The organism is Microbulbifer mixtoriginis (SeqCode) (assembly GCF_052467235.1).
On record NZ_CP174305.1, the window covers coordinates 2,860,961 to 2,876,739 of the forward strand.

Annotated in this window: 15 protein-coding genes; 9 read left to right on the forward strand and 6 right to left on the reverse strand. The window is 55.7% G+C overall.

The features are described from left to right. Window positions 1-126: 126 nt before the first annotated feature. Window positions 127-1,089 (reverse strand): octaprenyl diphosphate synthase, encoded by a 963-nt coding sequence (gene ispB / locus ACJJIO_RS12625; RefSeq protein ID WP_444908657.1) that lies wholly within the window; start codon window positions 1,087-1,089, stop codon window positions 127-129. A 247-nt stretch (window positions 1,090-1,336) separates the two neighbouring features. Between ispB and rplU the strand changes: the two genes are divergently transcribed. The 4 genes from rplU to proB all read left to right on the forward strand — a co-directional run bounded on the left by rplU (window position 1,337) and on the right by proB (window position 4,587). Next, window positions 1,337-1,648: a 50S ribosomal protein L21 gene (gene rplU, locus ACJJIO_RS12630; protein WP_252084438.1), complete on the forward strand. Its 312-nt coding sequence runs from the start codon at window positions 1,337-1,339 to the stop codon at window positions 1,646-1,648. A 17-nt stretch (window positions 1,649-1,665) separates the two neighbouring features. Beyond that, window positions 1,666-1,923: a 50S ribosomal protein L27 gene (gene rpmA, locus ACJJIO_RS12635; RefSeq protein WP_067086922.1), complete on the forward strand. Its 258-nt coding sequence runs from the start codon at window positions 1,666-1,668 to the stop codon at window positions 1,921-1,923. Between the two features lie 200 nt (window positions 1,924-2,123). Continuing rightward, on the forward strand, window positions 2,124-3,329 hold the full coding sequence (cgtA, locus tag ACJJIO_RS12640) for an Obg family GTPase CgtA (RefSeq protein WP_444908658.1): 1,206 nt from the start codon (window positions 2,124-2,126) through the stop codon (window positions 3,327-3,329). A gap of 121 nt (window positions 3,330-3,450) precedes the next feature. Continuing rightward, window positions 3,451-4,587, forward strand: coding sequence for a glutamate 5-kinase (gene proB / locus ACJJIO_RS12645; RefSeq protein ID WP_444887968.1), 1,137 nt, complete (start codon window positions 3,451-3,453; stop codon window positions 4,585-4,587). Window positions 4,588-4,657: 70 nt separating this feature from the next. Here proB and rpsT read toward each other — a convergent pair whose 3' ends face one another. The 5 genes from rpsT to ACJJIO_RS12670 all read right to left on the reverse strand — a co-directional run bounded on the left by rpsT (window position 4,658) and on the right by ACJJIO_RS12670 (window position 9,208). After that, entirely contained in the window at window positions 4,658-4,924 is a 267-nt protein-coding gene (gene rpsT, locus ACJJIO_RS12650; RefSeq protein ID WP_020411431.1) for a 30S ribosomal protein S20, read from the reverse strand. A gap of 143 nt (window positions 4,925-5,067) precedes the next feature. Then, window positions 5,068-7,101 carry an ATP-binding protein gene (locus ACJJIO_RS12655; RefSeq protein WP_444908659.1) on the reverse strand — a complete coding sequence of 678 codons (2,034 nt, stop codon included), beginning with the start codon at window positions 7,099-7,101 and terminating at the stop codon, window positions 5,068-5,070. Window positions 7,102-7,150: 49 nt separating this feature from the next. Then, window positions 7,151-7,840 (reverse strand): proteobacterial dedicated sortase system response regulator, encoded by a 690-nt coding sequence (gene pdsR / locus ACJJIO_RS12660; protein WP_252084443.1) that lies wholly within the window; start codon window positions 7,838-7,840, stop codon window positions 7,151-7,153. Window positions 7,841-8,060: 220 nt separating this feature from the next. Continuing rightward, window positions 8,061-8,747 (reverse strand): OmpA family protein, encoded by a 687-nt coding sequence (locus ACJJIO_RS12665; RefSeq protein WP_252084444.1) that lies wholly within the window; start codon window positions 8,745-8,747, stop codon window positions 8,061-8,063. Between the two features lie 152 nt (window positions 8,748-8,899). Further along, a complete protein-coding gene (locus tag ACJJIO_RS12670; protein ID WP_444887970.1) occupies window positions 8,900-9,208 on the reverse strand; it encodes a hypothetical protein in 309 nt (102 codons plus the stop codon). A 4-nt stretch (window positions 9,209-9,212) separates the two neighbouring features. Here ACJJIO_RS12670 and murJ point away from each other — a divergent pair, with 4 nt between their 5' ends. From murJ to ACJJIO_RS12695, 5 genes are all read left to right on the forward strand, one after another. Then, window positions 9,213-10,823 (forward strand): murein biosynthesis integral membrane protein MurJ, encoded by a 1,611-nt coding sequence (gene murJ / locus ACJJIO_RS12675; RefSeq protein WP_444908660.1) that lies wholly within the window; start codon window positions 9,213-9,215, stop codon window positions 10,821-10,823. Window positions 10,824-10,935: 112 nt separating this feature from the next. Beyond that, window positions 10,936-11,919 (forward strand): bifunctional riboflavin kinase/FAD synthetase, encoded by a 984-nt coding sequence (gene ribF / locus ACJJIO_RS12680; RefSeq protein WP_444908661.1) that lies wholly within the window; start codon window positions 10,936-10,938, stop codon window positions 11,917-11,919. A gap of 49 nt (window positions 11,920-11,968) precedes the next feature. Next, window positions 11,969-14,773, forward strand: coding sequence for an isoleucine--tRNA ligase (gene ileS / locus ACJJIO_RS12685; RefSeq protein ID WP_444908662.1), 2,805 nt, complete (start codon window positions 11,969-11,971; stop codon window positions 14,771-14,773). After that, the gene (lspA, locus tag ACJJIO_RS12690; protein WP_444891400.1) at window positions 14,766-15,293 is read left to right on the forward strand and encodes a signal peptidase II; all 528 of its coding nucleotides are present in this window, start codon (window positions 14,766-14,768) and stop codon (window positions 15,291-15,293) included. The genes ileS and lspA overlap by 8 nt, the downstream gene beginning before the upstream one ends. Window positions 15,294-15,299: 6 nt before the next feature. Then, complete coding sequence (locus ACJJIO_RS12695) at window positions 15,300-15,740, forward strand: FKBP-type peptidyl-prolyl cis-trans isomerase (RefSeq protein WP_252084449.1); 441 nt, start codon at window positions 15,300-15,302, stop codon at window positions 15,738-15,740. Window positions 15,741-15,779: the final 39 nt, after the last annotated feature.

Consider the following 15,779-nt stretch of genomic DNA (forward strand, 5'->3'; position numbering starts at 1 on the left):
GAATAGGCTTCATGAGCTGCCGCCTTGAAATTAAAAAAGCCCCATTTTATGGGGCTTTTTTTATGGGTGCTGGTTTACGACATCTGGCCTTCTCGTATCTAGGGCTAGGACGATACTCCGAGCCTGCTAGACATTTCTCTCCACGGCAAAGCTGGCTAGTTGTTGTAGGGCGGTTTTTTGATCACTCTCGGGTAGGAAATCCAGCTGAGTTTTGGCATTCTCCACGGCAGCGCGGGCCCGCTCCATGGTGTAATCCAGTGCTCCGCAGGCCTCAATAGCCTCGACAATTTCTACCAGCTTTGCTGCACTGCGCTGTTCAATCGCCTCCTTTACCAGAGCCGCCTGGTTTTGGCTGCCATTGGCCATGGTGTAGATCAGGGGAAGTGTGGGCTTGCCCTCCGCAAGATCATCGCCGACATTTTTGCCTAGTTCTTCCGGGTTGCCTCGATAATCCAGGGCGTCATCCACCAGCTGGAATGCGAGGCCTAAATGGCGTCCATACAGTTTCAGGGCATTTTGTTCCTCGGCGGAACAGTCGGCCAAAACGGCGGCGGTCTCACAGGCCGCTTCGAACAACGCTCCGGTTTTCTTGTAAATCACACTGAAGTAGTTTTCTTCGCTGACCTCTGGGTCACCGGCGTTTACCAGCTGCTGTACTTCACCTTCGGCAATGGTATTGGTGGTGTCAGAGAGGATTGCCATGATGCGCATGTCCTTTAGGGCAATCATCATCTGGAAGGCACGGGAGTATAGAAAGTCTCCCACCAGGACGCTGGGTGCATTGCCCCATTTGGCATTGGCGGTAAGGCGGCCGCGACGCATATCGGAAGTGTCTACCACATCATCGTGTAGCAGGGTGGCGGTGTGGATAAATTCGATAATGGTGGCCAAATCAATATGGCCCTCATCTCGGTAGTTACAGGCCCTGGCACATAGCAGCACCAGCAGGGGTCGCAGGCGTTTGCCGCCGGCCTCAACCAAGTAGTGGCCTATATTTTCCACCAGGGGGACATCCGAGTGCAGTTGGTCGAGAATACGCTGGTTGACCGCGGCAAAGTCTTCGGCGGCGACCCGGTGAAAAGGCAGCATTTGAGAGTTCCTTAATACGACTAGACAGGCGCCCCCGAAGGCTCGGGCGGCAGAGGGCCGCTATTGTATCAACCCGGCGAATTGATTAGAATCTGCGCCCCGTCGATTGCGGGCTCCGCGGCTTTACTGTTGCTGGTGCCGCCGGCGAAATAGATGTTAAACAACACGGCGCAAGCTCCCGAAATGCGGAGCAGTGACTCGATAGTCCTCCCGCTGCTTCGTGTCGTCCATACCGGAGCATAGAAATATGTACGCTGTTATTGAGAGCGGTGGCAAGCAACACCGTGTAGAAGAAGGCGAAGTACTTCGCCTGGAAAAGCTGGAAGTAGCTACTGGCGAAACCATCGATTTCGACAAAGTGCTGATGGTCGTTGATGGCGATAAAATCAACATCGGCGCTCCCGTTGTAGACGGCGCTAAAGTATCTGCTGAAGTGGTAAGCCACGGCCGCGGCGAGAAAGTGAAGATCATCAAATTCCGTCGTCGTAAGCACTCTATGAAGCGCCAGGGCCACCGTCAGTGGTACACCGAAGTTAAAATCACTGGCATCAAGGCATAAGAGAGGAGTAACGACTCATGGCACATAAGAAAGCTGGCGGTAGTACGCGAAATGGTCGCGATTCCGAGAGTAAACGCCTGGGCGTGAAGCGCTTTGGCGGCCAAGCTGTAGCGGCAGGCAACATCATCGTTCGTCAACGTGGCACCAAGTTCCACGCTGGTGTTAACGTTGGTATGGGCAAAGACCACACCCTGTTCGCCACTGCGGACGGCGTTGTGAAGTTTGAAGTTAAAGGCCCCAACAACCGCAAGTTCGTTTCTATCGAAACTGCTTAAGCGGTCGCAAGCCCTAGCTTCATAAAAAGCCCCGCTATTGCGGGGCTTTTTTGTTGGGGCAGCCCTAAATAGAGGGGTGGTGGGAAGTTGGGGCGGCAGATGCCTGCGAGTGGCGGCTTGTCGGCTGGTATGATGAATATGATGGTAGGTGTGTGTATGTGCGCACCGGATGAGACAACCGCTGTGGCGGTGGAGTGATTATGAAGTTTGTCGATGAGGCGCCCATATTTGTGCAGGCGGGTAAAGGTGGCAATGGCTGCCTGAGTTTCCGCAGGGAAAAGTTTGTAGAGAAGGGGGGACCGGACGGCGGTGACGGCGGTGATGGCGGTTCCGTCTACCTGGAGGCCGATGATTCCCTCAACACTCTGGTAGATTACCGCTACCAGCCCCGTTACGCCGCTGAGAGCGGCCAGCCTGGCCGTGGGCGTAACTGTACTGGGGCCAAAGGGGAAGACCTTGTTCTTAAGGTGCCTGTGGGTACCACAGTAATCGATGTGGATACCGGTGAAGCTGTTGGTGACATGACCCGAGCCGGTGAGCGTCTGCTGGTCGCCCAGGGGGGCTTTCACGGTTTGGGTAATACGCGCTTTAAATCGAGCACTAACCGAGCCCCTCGCCAGACCACCAATGGTAGCGAGGGTGAGCTTCGCAGCCTGAAGTTGGAGTTGAAGGTGCTTGCGGATGTGGGAATGTTGGGGCTTCCCAACGCCGGCAAATCCACGTTTATTCGGGCGGTATCGGCGGCCAAGCCCAAGGTGGCTAACTATCCCTTCACGACCTTGGTGCCAAACCTAGGAGTGGTTCAGGTACAGCGGCATCGCAGTTTTGTGATTGCCGATATTCCGGGTTTGATTGAGGGGGCGGCTGAAGGAGCAGGCCTGGGAATTCGTTTCCTCAAGCATTTGACTCGCTGCCGGGTGCTCCTGCATTTGGTAGACCTGGCGCCATTTGATGGTTCGGACCCAGTGGAGAACGCCCGCGCTATCGAGCGTGAACTGGCTAGTTTTAGCGATACTCTGGCGGGTCGCGAGCGCTGGTTGGTACTGAATAAGACTGACCTGGTGCCTGCTGCTGAACTGGAAGAGCGCTGTCAGTCGGTTGTGGATGCGCTGGGCTGGAAAGGGCCGGTGTTCCGGGTGGCGGCTATTCGCGGTGAGGGTACGGATGTACTTAGCGGCCGCTTGATGGATTACCTGGAGGAGCGCCAAGAGCAGGAGGATCGCGATCCGGAATTGGCTGAGGCTGAATTGGAGGCGCAGCGTCAGATGCAGCGCGAAGCCCGCGAGCGTATCGAGGAGCTTCGGGTTAGCCATCGCGCCAAGCGCAGGGCTGCCAAGGGGCATGTCGATGATGACGAAGACTGGGATGATGACGATCACGATGTCGATATTGAGTATCGCTCTTGAATCGTATGTTTCCGGTGGCAAATCTGTGCTGCCGCGCAGAATTTCTGTCAGCTCCGGCTCTTTACCGGCAATGTGATGATAATTCGATAGGCCCCTAGGGGCCGGTGTCCAGGGAGGAAGTATGGGCTCCGTATCAGTGTCCCGTAGAGGGCTTTCTAAGGGGCGGCGCTGGGTGGTAAAAATTGGCAGTGCCCTACTTACTGATAACGGTCGAGGCGTCAATAATTCGGCGATCTGCGCCTGGGTGGCGCAGATCGCCGAATTGCGCCAGCAGGGTGTTGAAGTGGTGTTGGTTTCTTCTGGGGCAGTAGCCGCGGGTATGGATCGTCTCGGCTGGAACCGCAGACCGGAGTCGATCCATCAGTTGCAGGCCGCAGCTGCGATAGGGCAGAGCCATTTGGTGCAGGTCTATGAGCAGGCTTTCGGTCGCTTCGATATACGCAGCGCGCAGATTTTGTTGGATCATGATGATCTCTCCAACCGCACTCGTTACCTCAATGCGCGCAGTACATTGCGAACACTACTCTCCTTGGGGGCTGTGCCGATCGTCAATGAAAACGATACCGTCGTAACCGATGAAATACGTTTCGGTGATAACGACACCTTGGCGGCGTTGGTGGCTAACCTTGTCGAGGCGGATGCCCTGTTGATTTTGACTGATGCCGATGGGCTCTTTACCGAAGATCCTCGCGATAACCCCGATGCGGAGCTCGTTGGTGAGGCCTCGGCGCGGGATCCGAGGCTGCTGGGGATGGCGGGGGACTCCCGCAGTGGTCTGGGACGAGGAGGTATGACCACCAAAGTACGTGCGGCACAACTGGCGGCTCGTTCCGGTGCCTGCACTGTAATTGCCGGGGGTGCCAGAGAGGGAGTGGTAACGCGGGTATGGAAGGGTGAGGATTTGGGAACTCTCCTGCTTCCGGAAGCGGACCCCTTGGCGGCGAGGAAGCGCTGGCTTGCCGGGCAGCTACAGGCGCGCGGTAGTCTCACTCTCGATAGTGGTGCTGAGAGGGCATTGCGCGATGGTGGTAAGAGTTTGCTATCGGTGGGGGTGACCGCGGTGCAGGGGCGTTTTCACCGGGGAGACTTGGTTTCCTGTCTTGATGGTGCGGGACATGAGATCGCCCGTGGTCTTGTAAATTATGACAGCAGCGAGAGTGCTAGGATTCTCGGGCAGTCATCGGAGCACTTTGTTGAGTTGCTCGGCTATCGTGATGACGATGAGTTGATACACAGAGATAACCTTATCTTGCTCTAGCAGAAGTACTGGCTTTCAGGCATAAAAAAACCCCGCATTGCGGGGTTTTTTGTGTCTGCTACCTAAAGAATTAGGCGGCGAGAGCTTTAACCTGAGCGTTCAGGCGGCTCTTGTGACGAGCGGCTTTATTCTTGTGAATAATGCCTTTGTCTGCCATGCGGTCGATAACGGGAACCGCTTCTGCGTATGCAGTTTTTGCTTTTTCAGCGTCGCCTGCATCGATGGCCGCAACTACCTTCTTAATGTAGGTGCGCACCATGGAGCGCAGACTGGCGTTATGCATGCGGCGCTTGTCGTTCTGGCGCGCGCGTTTCTTCGCTTGAGGTGAGTTGGCCACCGGTTGCTCCTGTCTGGAATCTATAAATCTGTAACTAACAGGCCCTGGGGCCCGATCGGGACGCGACATTATCCCCACAGCTGGTTGTTTGTCAACCATCTGGGCAGATAGCTTGCGCTTTGTCTGCCGGTGCTGGTGCGTGATTAGCGGGTCGGCAGTTTTAGGCTGAACTCCACACCGCTATTATCTGTGCGATTTCGAGCCTCCAAGCGGGCTCGGTGAAAGTCAGCAATCAATTTAGCGATATGCAATCCAAGGCCCAAATGCCCAGCGTTGTCACCTTCCTTACGCACAGATACCAGGGAATCGAACAGCTTGTGTGCATAGCCATTGGGTAGCAATGGACCGTCGTTACTCACACTAATTAGGTATCCGTCCTTTTCGCTGTAGACTGCAAGCTGAATCTCACTGTGCTTTGGGGCGAAACTACAGGCATTGTCTACCAGCTTATCTAAAAGCTGTGCCAATAGCTCCGGCGCGCCCTCACAGCGAAGCTCTCCATTAGGCTTTTTCAGAGAAAATTGGTGGCGGGGGTGGGCGTCGCCATAGCACTGCACCATAACTTCCAGCAGGTCCGCCAAGTCAAAGCGCTCGCGCTCTGCCTGATGAATGCTGGCTTCCAGGTTGCTAGCCGCAGAGAGGCTGTTGAGGATGCCGGATAGGCGGGCACTGCCATCCAGTGCGCGTTCGGCATAGCGGCGGCTGTCTTCATCCAGTTTGCCGGTGGAGAGGTTATCGAGTGAAGAGTGCACCACCGCGAGAGGCGTGCGCAACTCGTGGGACAATTTACTGGCGAGGGTTCGCAGGTATTGGTGATACTGATCTAGCTCGCCCAGCAGACTGGCAAAGGCACGGTTAAGTGCGCCCAGTTCGTCTCTGGCAGAGGAGAGGGGAAAGTTGCCACGCAATTTGCCACTGCTGTCGACCGCATTGCGCGCAGCGCGGTGCAGCTTGCGAATGCGCCAAGATAGCCAGCTGGCGTAGCCGAGCAAAAACAGCAGTGCGGTTGCTGCTGCCGCACAGCTAATCAACCATAACCTGTGTGCGGCGCTATCGGTCATCGACTGCATAGCCTCAGCGGACTGCAACACAAGCACTCGTCCCAGCAGAGGCCTTTCTACGACTTCGTCAGCCCGGGTTATCACGGGCACACTGACTGCTCCTATACGCGACTGTAGTGGCCCGCCAAACCACTGCTCGGCTGTATCACGTCCAATGCCACTGCTTAGCGGCAGTTCATTTTGGGGTAGCTTTGGTAGCTCTTCCCTGGCAAGCAGTTTGCGATAAATCCAACTGCGCAGCCAGGGCCGCGGTGTGTTCTGCTCCTCATTGGCCACCTGTGGTTGGCCGTTACTGGCGAGCAAGAATCCTTCGCTGTCTACGACTGCCAAGCGCAGGTCTGGGCGGGCAAAGTGGTCCAATTCCCCCTGCAGCTTGGGCAGTGGAGCAACTAAGTGCCCCGGCAGGCCATCGGCGGGAAGGGTGCTGGTACTGTGAACTGGTGGGGAACCGTTGCTACTGGTGCGGTCGAGTATTTGAATGGACAGGCTGCCACGTGTGAGTGTGTAGGGAAGGCTGAGCTCTAGTTGATACCCCTTCGGTGAAGCGGTCCAGCGCCCGCGTAGGCGCAATTCGCGTTGGTAGCTGCCTTCGCGTGGATTGTGCCAAAAGGCCTCGACAGGCCCCCGGCTCGCCACCGGCAACAGATAATGGCGCCCATTGGTAAACAGCTGAACGGTATCCCCTCCGGCGAGCAGGTTTGTGCGAGGGTCCCGGTAGGCTGGGGTCTCATCACTGACTGTTAGCAGTAGGTAGATCTGATCAGCATACTGGCCGAGTGTGATCTGGGCCTGGGGCATGTGCTGCTCATTGAGCAGTTCTCGGGGAGTAAGCTCCCAGGGACGCCAATCGTCCCCGTAACCATCTACAACTGGAGGGTGGGAGAGGGGATTTAAGTAGAGCTGGCTTCCAGGCGGTCTAGCATGGCGTGCGGGATCGGGAGCGATTAACTCTGGTGCGCTGGCCAGGCGCGCGGCAATTGCTGCAGCTGTGGCCTCGAGGGCCTGTAGTTGGCCCTGCGCCAGTGCCGCATCCACCTGACGGAGATACTGACAGCCGGCCCAGGGCAGAGCCAGCGCCACAAGGCTCACCAATAGGAGTTGTCGGCGAAGTTTCATCTACGGGTCCCCGAAAAGCTGTAGACCGGCTGCTATGTTGCCGAGGCAATCAGAGCTGCCAGCGATAGCCCATGCCATAGGCTGTACCTATAGCGTTGAATTCATTATCCAGGGCCTGAAATTTTTTGCGGATTCTCTTTACGTGGGAGGTGATGGTGTTGTCATCCAGAACTACCCGAGCGGCCTCCATCAGCTGACTGCGGGACTTCACATGCCCGGGGCGCTTGGCTAGAGCGTGGACAATCCAGAATTCAGTGACAGTGAGATCAACTACCCTTCCGTCCCAGTGGCAATGCAACCGGGAAATATCCAATTCCAGCTTGCCCTGGGTAAGGCTCTCCCCTTCATCGCTCTGGTCGCGCAGTACGCTGACCCGTCGCAGCAGCGCGTTGATACGCGCTTGCATATGGGGCAGGGAGATATCCTTAGTGAGATAGTCGTCGGCGCCGAGGCGTAGTCCCGAAATAATATCCAGTTCGGAGTCTCTGGCGGTGAGAAACAGGATTGGCAGACTGGGGGCCATAGCGCGCAGCTCCCTGCACAACTCAAAACCGCCTTCCACTTCACTGCCGAGCCCGACGTCGATTACCGCCAGGTCTGGCAGTCGCTGCCGGAAAGCTTCCATGGCTTCAATCCTTGCGCTGTAGAGATCGACTCGATAACCGCTACGGCGCAATGCATCGCGGTAATTTTCGGCGATGGCGCGCTCGTCTTCGACAATAGCGATAGTTGCACTCATGGCTGATTCCGGCTGCTTCCTTTGTGGCGGAGAATCATGCACGAAATAGCAGCTTATTGGCAAAAAGGCGGGCGCAAATGGCCCGCAAGCACAACAGGGTTTTTTTCACGGAGGAGAGTTTGTGGCCATACTTTTAATCAGTCCACAGGCGCAATAGCGATTTGAAGTCACCTTGCGCAGCCGCGAGGATTTGCAGTCCATCGCGGCTGTTTAGCAGTTGTTAGAAGTGTCCGGCCATGGATTCCGGTAGGGAAAAGCGGATATCAACACGGCGCTCCATGGCGTAAGCGTCGACATCGCCCTTGGGGGCCTCCGAATAGGTGGAGCCCATAGCGCGACGGCTGATGCGGGAGGCGTCAATGCCCAGAGAGATCAGTGCCTGTTCAACACTTAGGGCACGTTGGTCAGAGAGCACGTTGTTGTAACCATCGCTGCCCCGTGGGTCCGCGTGTCCCTCCAGTTGAATCTGCAGGTGGGGATGGCGTTTCAGGAAGTCTGCCATGGCATTCAGCTGTTGAAGCTGGGTGGTCTGGAGTTCGTCTTCCCCGGTGGTGAATAGCATCTGGAACTGTAATGAATCCAGTGCCACTTGGCTGGCATCATTCGCGGACAGTCGAGCCGCATCCAGTTGCTGTGCCAGGTTGCTGAGCTCTGCACGGCTCTCTGTCAGTTGTGTTGCCAGCATATCAGCCTCTTCTGCTTGCTTGACCTGTTCGCCGAGCCAGGCTCCACCGATTGCGCCGGCGATAAACCCGACAGGGCCCCCTACAGCGGCACCGGCAACGGCTGCCGTGGTAAAGACCGTGGCCTGCTTGGCCGGGGTCAGTTTCGATTCGTTGAGTTCATTCGCCTGGGTACCAGAGGCGATCAGGGAAGTCAGGGCTGCAACCATTAATGTTTTTTTCATTGCTTACTCTCCTTGGAGGCTTTCTTTTACTCGGTGGGGCTGTGTGTGGCCCGTTTGAGTGCTATTAAAAAGCTCCAAGGAGGCACTGGCGTGGCGCAGTGGTGGCAAATCGCTGCGCAATTGTGGCGAAAGATGGCAACCGGTGTGTCCTGTTATTTCAGGCGGTGGTAGCGCCGGTCGCGGGGCGAATCTACGCGGACACGCACACGCTGGGGGCGGGGGCCACGCATTATCGCAATGTAAAGCACAATCGCCAGTGCCAGGGCAATAATCAAAGCGTTAATGGTCATCCTGTCTTCTCCCCGCGCCACCGATTCCGTGGGACGCGTCACTAATTCACAGCTAGTATAGGCTCGTGGGCTCCAGGTCGTAGGAGCATAAAGATATCCATCCCTCAATGACTTTTGTGGAATTGCGGTAGACTTGCCGGCCAGCAGATATCGCCCAAATCCAGGAGTCACAGCGTTGCCCCAGTCGCCGCCCACCCAAGACCAGCCCGTCGAAAAAACCGGTACATCCAGACTCCTGCGCGGCAGCTCGGTGGTGGGGGCCGCAACGATGTTGTCCCGGGTTGCCGGCCTGGCCAGGGATATGGCCCTGGCGCGCTTTGCCGGGGCTGGGGATGCCGCCGATGCTTTTTTCGTGGCGTTTAAAATCCCTAACTTTTTCCGCCGCTTGTTTGCTGAGGGCGCCTTTGCCCAAGCATTTGTGCCGGTGTTGGCGGAGTACCGCCAAAAGGGGGGCATTGCTGCAGCACGAGAGCTCAATGATCGCGTCGCGGGAGCACTCGGCGGTGTTTTGTTGTTGGTTACTTTATTTGGCGTATTGTGCGCGCCTCTGGTGACGGGGATCTTTGCATTTGGCTGGTGGTGGGATGGCAGCGAAAGGGAAAAGTTTGAGCTCGCCACCGGCATGTTGCAAATTACCTTCCCCTACCTGATGTTGATCTCCCTGGCGGGTTTCACCGGCGCTATTCTGAACAGCTTTGATCGATTTGCGATTCCGGCACTGACGCCAATTATGTTGAATCTGGTGTTGATTGGTGCGGCAACTATAGGTACGGCTTGGTTCGATCCAGAGATACTGGCCTTGGCATGGGGTGTGCTTTTGGCCGGAGTGGTGCAATTGCTGTTTCAGCTGCCTTTTCTGGCGCGCGAGGGGTTATTGCCAAGGCCCAAGTGGGATTGGAGCCACCCGGGGGTACGCAAAATTCTGCGCCTGATGGCTCCGGCAATTTTTGGAGTCTCGGTCACTCAAATCAGTTTGGTATTGGATACGCTGCTGGCTTCATTCCTGCCCAGTGGCAGTGTCTCCTGGTTGTATTTTTCCGATCGCCTGACCGAATTACCGCTGGGGGTGTTTGGTGTGGCTGTGGCAACGGTGATATTGCCGAGCTTGTCTCGTCTGCACAGCGATGGAGACCCGCGCCGCTTTCGCCATACCCTCGACTGGGCGCTGCGCAGCGTTACCCTTATCTCCCTGCCTGCGGCGGTAGCCCTTGTGGTATTAGCTGAGCCGCTGTTGACCACGCTATTCCAATACGGCCAGATGCAGCCCAGAGATATGCAGATGGCGGCCTGGTCCCTACGAGCTTACGCCTTGGGGTTGTTGGCTTTTATGTTGATCAAAGTGCTAGCGCCGGGCTATTTTGCCCGTCAGGATACCTATACACCGGTGCGTTTCGGCTTGATCGCAATTTCGGCCAAGATGGTGCTGAGCCTTCTGTTTGTTATCCCGCTGAATCATTATTTTAAACTCGGCCATATGGGACTGGCGCTGGCTACCGCCTGCCAGGCGGCAATCAATGCCTGGTTACTGTACAAGGGTTTGCGCCGGGATGACGTTTACATGCCTGAGGCTGGTTGGGGGCGATTCCTATTGCGGTTGATAGCGGCGAATTTGGCGATGGTCGTTGTGTTGATGGGGCTCCTTCACGTCTGGGAAAGCTGGAGTGCCTGGGGCTGGTTTGAACGGGCCTGGCGTATGGGTGTAATGGTGGCCGCAGGGGGCTTGGCCTACCTGTTTACCCTGTTTGTGTCAGGCCTGCGCCCACGTCACTTCCGCGCCACCAGTTAACTCTGAATAGACGCCAATATGGCATGAATTGTATGCGGCCAGTCGCTACTGGCCGCCCTGTGGGAATCCGCTATACTGTGCGGCTCGATTTTATGAGGATGGGAAGATCGTTTTGGCCCAGGAACGCGAACTAATTCGCGGGTTGCACAACCTGCGCCCCCGCCACCGAGGATGCGTGGCGACGATCGGCTCGTTCGACGGCGTACATCTTGGTCATCAGGCGATCATTGCCCAGTTGCAACAGCGTGCGCTTGAGCAGGGCCTTCCTTCGGTAGCCATTATATTTGAACCCCAGCCTCACGAGTTCTTCTCTGGCGAGCAGGCTCCCGCGAGGCTGATGCGTTTTAAGGAAAAAGTGCTGGCGCTGTTCGATGTGGGCGTGGAGCGAGTCTTGTGCCTGCAGTTTAACGATACCTTGCGCGGCCTCAGTGCTGAGGCATTTATCCAGAGGATACTGCTTGATGGCCTGGGCATTCGCCATCTGGTGGTGGGCGATGATTTTCGTTTTGGCTGCGACCGCAGTGGAGACTATAGCTTCCTGCAAACGATGGGCACCCAGCATGGCTTTACCGTGGAAGATACCGCGACTATGGAAATACGCGGCTCCAGGGTGAGCAGTACCCGTATTCGCGAAGCCCTGCAGAATGGTGATTTTGAGCTGGCCGAGGCCCTCTTGGGGCGGCCCTACAAGATTACCGGCAGGGTGGCGCCTGGGCGTTCACTCGGTCGTCAGCTGGGCGCGCCCACGGCCAATGTGCGCCTGCAGCGCTACCGCTCCCCGTTAGTTGGCGTTTATACGGTGCGCACCACTGCCACAGATGGTTCTGAGCTTGCTACGGGGCGCCAAGACATAGATGGCGTGGCCAATGTGGGATTTCGTCCCACTGTAGAGGGCGAGGGCGCGCGCCCCCTGCTGGAGGTGAACCTGTTTGATTTCAATGGCAATCTCTATGGGCGAGAGCTTGCAGTGGAGTTCTGCCACAAGTTGCGCAACGAGGAGAAGTTTGCCTCGTTGGATATTCTCAAGGCTCGTATCGCCGAGGATATTGAAAATGCCCGGCAGTGGTTTAAACAAAATCCTAGACCGCACCAATAAACTGAGACGACCTAATTTATTTTTCTACTAGAGCTGAAGTAGACACCCAATGACTGATTATAAAGCGACCCTGAATCTGCCTGAGACCGATTTTCCCATGCGCGGCAATTTGCCGCAGCGTGAGCCGGCAATTCTGAAAAAATGGCAGGACAACAAGCTCTACGAAAAAATTCGCGAGGCGCGTGCCGGGCGCGAGCAATTTATCCTGCACGACGGTCCTCCCTATGCGAATGGCGATATTCATATTGGTCACTCAGTTAACAAGATTCTCAAAGACATCATTATCAAGTCGAAAACCCTGAGTGGTTTCGATGCTCCCTACGTACCTGGCTGGGACTGCCACGGCCTGCCGATTGAGCACCGCGTAGAGAAGAAAATTGGCAAAGCTGGCAGCAAGGTGGACCATAAGACTTTCCGTCAGAAGTGCCGTGAATATGCCGCCAAGCAGGTGGATGGGCAGAAGAAAGATTTTGTACGCCTGGGAGTGTTTGGCGAATGGGACAACCCCTACCGCACTATGGATTTCCAGTTTGAGGGCGATATTATTCGCGCCCTTGGCCGTGTGGTGAAAAATGGCCATCTTGCACGCGGTTTCAAACCGGTCTACTGGAGTGTGGTGGGTGGTTCTGCGTTGGCGGAAGCGGAAGTGGAGTATCAAGATAAAGTCTCCTATTCCATTGACGTTTGCTACCCGGTGAGTGAAGAGGCGGATCTGGCCATAGCCGATGCCTCTGGTGGCCATGCTGGAGAAGGCCCACTGTCGGTGGTGATCTGGACCACAACACCCTGGACCTTACCCTCGAGCCAGGCGGTCTCCGTAAACGGTGAGCTGGAATATGTGGTGGTGCAGGCAGGCAAGCGCCGCCTGTTGATCGCAGAAGCCTTAAAGGATGCGGTACTGGCCCGCGCAGGCTTCGAAGGGGAAGTTGTGGGTCGCATTCGCGGCGCGGCCCTGGAGCACTTGAAAGTGCATCACCCCTTCTACGACAAGTTGCTGCCCATTGTCCTGGGTGATCATGTCACTACCGATGCTGGAACCGGCTGTGTACATACAGCCCCAGACCACGGTCCGGACGATTTCCAGGTAGGCAAACGTTACGGTATTGAGACCCTCAATTACATTGATAATAACGGTGTTTATCGCGACAGTGTGCCGCTATTTGCTGGCGAGCATGTCTACAAAGTGGACGACAAGATTGTTGCATTACTTGAGGGGCGCGGTGTGCTGCTGCACAAGGGCAAGCTGGAGCACAGCTACCCGCATTGCTGGCGCACTAAGACACCGCTGATCTACCGTGCGACTCCTCAGTGGTTTATCAGCATGCGGCAAAATGACCTGCTGGATCAGGCGCAAAAAGCCGCCGATGACGTATTGTGGATCCCCGGCTGGGGTAAGGCCCGAATCGACTCCATGCTCAATGGCAGCCCGGACTGGTGTATTTCCCGCCAGCGCACCTGGGGGGTGCCTATTGCTTTGTTCGTGAACAAAGAGACCCACGAGCTGCATCCGGAATCTCCTGCCTTGATGGATAAAGTGGCGGCCCTGGTTGACGAAAAGGGTATGGATGTCTGGTTTGACCTGGATGCCCGGGATCTTCTTGGTGATGAGGCGGAACATTACGAGAAGGTTACCGACACCCTCGATGTCTGGTTCGACTCAGGTGTGACCCATTACGCGGTGTTGGAGCGCCGCGCAGGGCTGCGCTTCCCCGCCGATCTATATCTGGAAGGGTCCGACCAGCATCGCGGCTGGTTCCAATCTTCTCTGAAGACTTCTATCGCCATTAATGGTTGCGCGCCTTATAAGCAGGTACTCACCCACGGTTTCACCGTGGATGCGCAGGGGCGCAAGATGTCGAAGTCTATCGGCAATACCGTTGCTCCCCTGGATGTAATTAACAAGTTGGGTGCAGATGTACTGCGCTTGTGGGTATCGGCCACTGATTTCAGCGGTGAAATGGCTGTCTCCGATGAAATTCTTAAACGCACTGCCGATTCTTATCGTCGCCTGCGCAATACCGCCCGTTTCTTCTTATCTAACCTAGCCGGTTTCGATCCGCAAAAAGACCTGTTGCCGGAGGAAGAGTTGCTGGCACTGGATCGCTGGGCGCTGGATAAGGCTGCACACCTGCAGGATGAGATCCTGGCAGCCTACGATAATTACCAGTTCCACCAGATTTACCAGAAGCTGCATAACTTCTGCGTGGTTGAAATGGGTGGTTTCTACCTGGATATCATCAAGGACCGCCAGTACACCACCAAGGAAGATAGTGTCGCGCGTCGCTCTGCGCAGAGCGCGCTCTACCATATTGTGCAGGCATTTGTGCGCTGGATTGCCCCAATCCTCAGCTTCACTGCGGAAGAGTTGTGGCAGTTTATTCCTGGTAATAATGCCGATAGCGTGTTTATCGAAGAGTGGTATCCGCTGCCCAAACTGTCAGCCGAAGCTGATAAAGGTGCGGCCTATTGGGCTGTAATGGCCGAAGTGAAAACGGCGGTAAACAAGGTATTGGAGGAGCAGCGCGCTGCTGGAGCAATTGGTGGGTCTCTGCAGGCGGCAGTTACTCTGTATGCCAATGATGATCTGCGCGAGAAATTGCTCGAGTTGGAGAATGAACTGCGTTTTGTATTGATTTGCTCTTCCACTTCAGTGCAGCCTCTCAGTGATGCGGCGGGTGCTGAAAGCACCGAGCTTGAAGGTCTTAAAATTGGTGTGAGCAAAGTGGATCACCCCAAATGTGAGCGTTGCTGGCACTACCGTGCAGATGTGGGTGAAAACAGTGATTACCCGGATATTTGCGGTCGCTGTGTAGAGAATGTGGCTGGTGAAGGCGAGGTAAGGCACTATGCCTAAGACTAATCTGCTATTCGGCCACCCCTGGCGCTGGTATTGGCTGGCACTGGCTGTGGTGGTTCTGGATGTTGCCACCAAAGTCTGGGCTGTGGGCGAATTTATGTACGGCCCAGCGGTGCAAATTATTCCGGGGTTTCTGCAGTTTACCTATGCGGAAAACTATGGTGCAGCTTTCAGCTTCCTGTCTGATGCGGGTGGTTGGCAGCGCTGGTTTTTTGGTGTGATCGCAATGGTGTTTAGCATTGTTGTCATTATCTGGTTGTGGCGTTTGCCTGCACTAAAGCGCTGGGAACCCTGTGCCCTGGCCCTGATTTTGGGTGGTGCTCTCGGAAATCTGTGGGATCGCATTCTGCTGGGATATGTGCGGGACTTTATTTCCGTGTACTACGGCAGTTGGCATTTCCCAGTGTTTAATGTGGCGGATATGGGTATCAGTATCGGCGCGGCCATGCTGGTTATAGAGTTGCTTTTCTTTGCAGAAAAAGACGGCGACAAGACAAAAAATAACGCGGAAGTTTAACGAACCATGAGTAATAGCGTTATCGGCGAGCACAGCCGCGTAACTCTGCATTTCAGCCTGAAGCTGGATGACGGTACCGAAGTGGATTCCACTTTCAAAGGTGATCCCGCTTCTTTTAGTGTGGGGGATGGCAGCCTGCTGCCAGGCTTTGAAAAAGCCCTCTTCGGTCTCAAAGCTGGCGATGAGGCGGAAATCGAAATCCCCCCTGAGCTGGGCTTCGGTCAGCGTAATCCGGCCAATATGCAAAAGGTGCGCCGCGACAGCTTCGCTCCGGATATTGAGCTGGAGCCTGGCTTGGTAGTTTCCTTTGATAATGGAAGTGGTGAATTACCCGGTGTAGTTCGCGAGATTGAGGAGGATGAAGTAACCGTTGACTTCAACCACCCTCTGGCAGGGCAGACACTGAGCTTCCACGTAAAAATTATCGCAGTGGATTCGATTCAATAAGGGCAATTTTTCACCCGTTGAATAGATTATCGAAAGAGT